This is a genomic window from Acinetobacter sp. 1130196, assembly GCF_000588095.1.
Classification (GTDB): Bacteria; Pseudomonadota; Gammaproteobacteria; order Pseudomonadales; family Moraxellaceae; genus Acinetobacter; species Acinetobacter nosocomialis.
The window spans coordinates 1-3,963 of the sequence record NZ_JFWX01000088.1; the positions used below are offsets into that span (position 1 = coordinate 1).

Annotated in this window: 4 protein-coding genes; all 4 read right to left on the reverse strand. The window is 42.4% G+C overall.

Going from position 1 to position 3,963, the window contains the following annotated elements; translation table 11 throughout:
• Positions 1 to 2,277, reverse strand: a 2,277-nt coding sequence (locus J671_RS24200) for a host specificity protein J (protein WP_031983745.1), incomplete at its 3' end; no start/stop codon positions are given.
• A gap of 52 nt (positions 2,278 to 2,329) precedes the next feature.
• On the reverse strand, positions 2,330 to 2,983 hold the full coding sequence (locus tag J671_RS24205) for a tail assembly protein (RefSeq protein ID WP_017394010.1): 654 nt from the start codon (positions 2,981 to 2,983) through the stop codon (positions 2,330 to 2,332).
• Positions 2,967 to 3,722, reverse strand: a complete 756-nt coding sequence (locus J671_RS24210) for a C40 family peptidase (protein ID WP_031983746.1) — start codon at positions 3,720 to 3,722, stop codon at positions 2,967 to 2,969. Before J671_RS24210 ends, J671_RS24205 begins: the two co-directional genes overlap by 17 nt.
• A gap of 6 nt (positions 3,723 to 3,728) precedes the next feature.
• The coding region (locus J671_RS25675) for a phage minor tail protein L (protein ID WP_031983747.1) at positions 3,729 to 3,963 on the reverse strand (235 nt) is incomplete at its 5' end.

Genomic DNA, 3,963 nt, shown 5'->3' on the forward strand with positions numbered 1-3,963 from the left:
ATCTGGTGAAACTTGAATCTCGGTATAAGCCGTATCAAGTGCGCCAGTTGCAGGGAAGCCCCAATCAAGTTTGATACCGAATAAGATTCCTGTCGCTTGGATAAATGCCAATTTTGGAGGTAAACCTTGCTTTCCAGAGAGTTCAGTCAAAGTTGAATAAACTGGTAAAGAAGCTATCTCAAAAGCTGAAATCGCTGTTACTCGTGCTTGATATTGACCCGCATAAATACCTGGTACTTCGACTGAGTTGTTGCCGGTTATTGGAAGCTTAATCCAACTCCCGTCATCTTTACGCCACTCAACTTGATATTTAACGGCTCCTTTTGCCTGCGCCCAAGATACTATCATGGTAGCCACGTTGATACCCTGATCAACTCGGCTTTCACCGGTAACAACGACATCTGTTACAGGATCCTGAATTGTTGGGTTCACAATCGAAATCGGAACCTCATCAAAATAAGCACCCTTATCAATGGCATCAAACTTGGCTGGGTTATATTGAAGTGCAGTCACTGAAAATTGATGATGCTCATCTTGGGTAATAGAAATCACTCGAAACTTCATTGTTGCCAAGTCTTGAGCATCAATCACCCAGACGTTTTGTGCTGCAATCGCATCAAACTCATGAGTTACTGTAACAACACGGCCTGAGATCGATTGAACTATTCGTGTTTGAGCTTTACCATCCTCGCCATTAATAATGAGTCGGTCACCAGCAACTGCCACAACATCATCACGATCTAGCGTAATGCTTTTACGATCAGCTGATATTTTAGATACACGTCCACCGTTTGCTCGACCAGCAAACAATGGATCTGCAATATCAATAACTCTTCCCGGCTGTGGAATATGGCCATCCAAACCAACTTTAAAACTAACGGTCCGAGTTTCTAATTGCTCAGACTTTAAAGCCCACCAGCCTGCTCGCTGCGCTTGCCCACGCGAAGTGCATCCCCAAGCATCAATTTCCAAAATACGAACTTGGCCAGCTTCAGTAATCGCCTTTTCATCACGAACAAATTCATATTCTGTTTTATAGTGATTCGCAGGATTATCCCAAGCAACTTTCACGACATTATGTCTATCTCGAGCACGGGTTCCCGCGTACTCAAAATTACCTTCAATAACATTGGCACGTGTATAAGTGAAATACGTATCTTGGGGAATATCCGCATCACAAATAATGCTATTGCCATCCCAAAACGTTATCGCACGGAATACACCAGCTAACTTAGTTAAAATCTCAAATGCACCTTCGGCACTCTGAAGATAAACATTACATGTAAAGCGTGGTTCTTGACCGCCTAATCCGTTCGGTACCATTTGGTCACAGTATTGTGCCAAGCGATATAAAGACCACTTATCAACCATGAGTGGGGTTAAACGATCACCCAGCGCATAGCGATCAACTGTACAGATGTCATAATAGATCCATGCTGGGTTATTGGAATAAGCCTCTTTGAAAGTACCGTCCCACATCCCAACATATTGTCGTGTAGCTGGATTGTAGTTAGTAGGAACCTTTAGAATTTTTCCCTTTGTATCTGCGGCAACTTTAGCAACGTTTCCAAAAGTCTCTGCATCATATTGAAGGCCAAGCAAAGCAGTATTTGGGTAACATAATTTTGCATCAATGACTTCAGTCACTGCTTCAATATACATCTTGTCACTGACATACTCTGACATTGAATTAGGTGTAAGTCTGCGAACACGTATGAGCCAACCTGAGTCAGCTTGAGGCAAATCAATACGGTGAGCACGTTCATAATTAGCAGAAGTTTTATCTGAAATCTTCGTTTTTAAAACTTCAGTCCAGATCCCACCGTCAGTCTGCAAGTCAATTGCATATTCAATTGTTACACCTGATACATCACCATTTGTAGCATTCTGAGTACGCAAAGGACCCCATTTCAAGCGTAAGCGAACCGCATCAAGATCAAGATTACTAAAAGCTCGAACCCATGGCGTTTCAGACTTTAACTCCACATCGATGGCAGTTTCACTTTCTACTGCTGGAAAACCCTCAATGTATTCCTGATCATTGGTACCACTTCTAAAGTCAACTTTTACATTTTCAAAGTTAAGACTTCCATCTGCATTCTGAAGTTGAGTTTCTTCTAAATAAATTGACTGAAGCCCATTAGCTAAACCTTCAATCTCGCCTTCAGCTAAACCATATAGAACCTTGATAAAAGTTTTCGATTGTGCAGAATCTGGTGAAATGACAGGTTGCCGTTGTTTTTTACTGCCTTTTTTTGCGCCTACTACTGCATTCATAAGAAATCTCACGCAATAAAAAAGGCGCTAGAAAGCGCCTGTTAATTAAAATTTACATCTGATCTTCTGGATATTGACCAGCACTGATAATGAAGCCGCCGATTTCCCGTTGACCATAAAGAATTGGAACAGGATTACCTTGTGCAACTGTAGTTACTGCACCGCCAAAGCCTTTGTTGGCACGGTTGCCGTCTTGGTTTTGGTCTTGAGTATTATCAATTTTTGGCATGAGCATTGATGCAACCCCTCCCATAGCCATGCCAGCACCTGCACCTATCAATGCAACCTGAGCAGCCTGACCAATACCTGGTATAAATGAAGCAGCTATCAGAATCGCACCAAGTACAAGTTGCAAAATCCCATTATTGCCACCAGCCCCCATTACACGCGGGACGATATGAATAGTGTCTGCTTCAGTATTCATGTCTAGCTGCTCTTCACCGATGTTATCGCCGGTAATGAGCCGCTTAGTTTCGTGGTCATAAATCGCTGGGCGTTTCTTGCCTCGCTTATTACTTGAGTTCTTTGATTTTAAAAATACGGCAAAGCGTAGGCCTTGCTCATGAGCATGCAACATAAAGTGTTCAAAGCCAGCGATCTGAACAGATAATGCACGCATGGCTTCACGTGTATTTGCGACATCGAGCTTAAATTCACGACCGAATTTTTGCCCCAAGATGCCGTACAACTTAATTGTTTTTAACATCTCTATGCCTCAAGATTTTTACCGTTCTGGTTGACCATTGCGGTCCATAGATTTCACGTATAGATTTACGGCCGTGAAGCTGATGCAAAATTAATGTATTGCCAATACAAGGTTCGGTATCTTCGGACTTCAGCATTGCATTATCACCAAGCCAAATAATGCAATGATTTGGGTGTTCTGTTCGTGGTACTCGGCAAATCAACATATCTCCATATTGCGGAGTGTCCACTTCATAGAAACCGGCTTTCGGAAAGTTATCAATCAATATTGACGGATGATCTTTGTCTTCCCACCAGCCATCTTTTCGTTCAAAGTCTGGCAATTTAATACCTAGCTCACGATCATAAAAGTCACGGACTAGTGCATAACAGTCCTGAAAATGATGAATATAATTACGCCCCACTAAAGGGGCGCGATAACCAAATGGTTCATAAACTTGAAAATCCAGATCCGGATATGAACAAATTACCCACGGCTTTTGATGTAACTCAATTTGAATCAGATCAAGTTCCGAAGCTTTTGTTGTTCCATCTGGATGAGAGTGAACATAAGCTAAGATTTCGCCTTGATCTTCAGCACTTGCCAAATCCTCGGGATGAATTTCAAATTGATCAGATTGTTCGGCAATATTGCGACAAGCGATATATTGCTTATCAACAATCACACCACAGCATTCAAGCGGATAGCATTCATCAGCATGCGCCATGATTGCTTTTTTATGTTTTGCCGTCAGTTTCATAAAACCTCACAATAAGCTTGAAGCCGGGAAACCACCAAATGGCAGCGGTTTATTTTCACCAAATCGCAATCGGCAAGAACGTAAACGTCCTCCGCATCGATCAAGTGCCGGATTATCAGTTGGCTCATCTTTATCAGTGAACATTGCTACACCTGTGTAACCGCATTCCTCACCCCGGTACTTCCCGACCATGCACCAATGACAAAGTGAAGTTATTTGGCGAACTGGGATTTTTAAACCC

Excerpts from the sequence above, each read along its gene's own strand:
- J671_RS24205 (WP_017394010.1), bottom strand. The coding sequence starts at position 2,983 with ATGTTAAAAACAATTAAGTTGTACGGCATCTTGGGGCAAAAATTCGGT.
- J671_RS24210 (WP_031983746.1), bottom strand. The coding sequence starts at position 3,722 with ATGAAACTGACGGCAAAACATAAAAAAGCAATCATGGCGCATGCTGAT.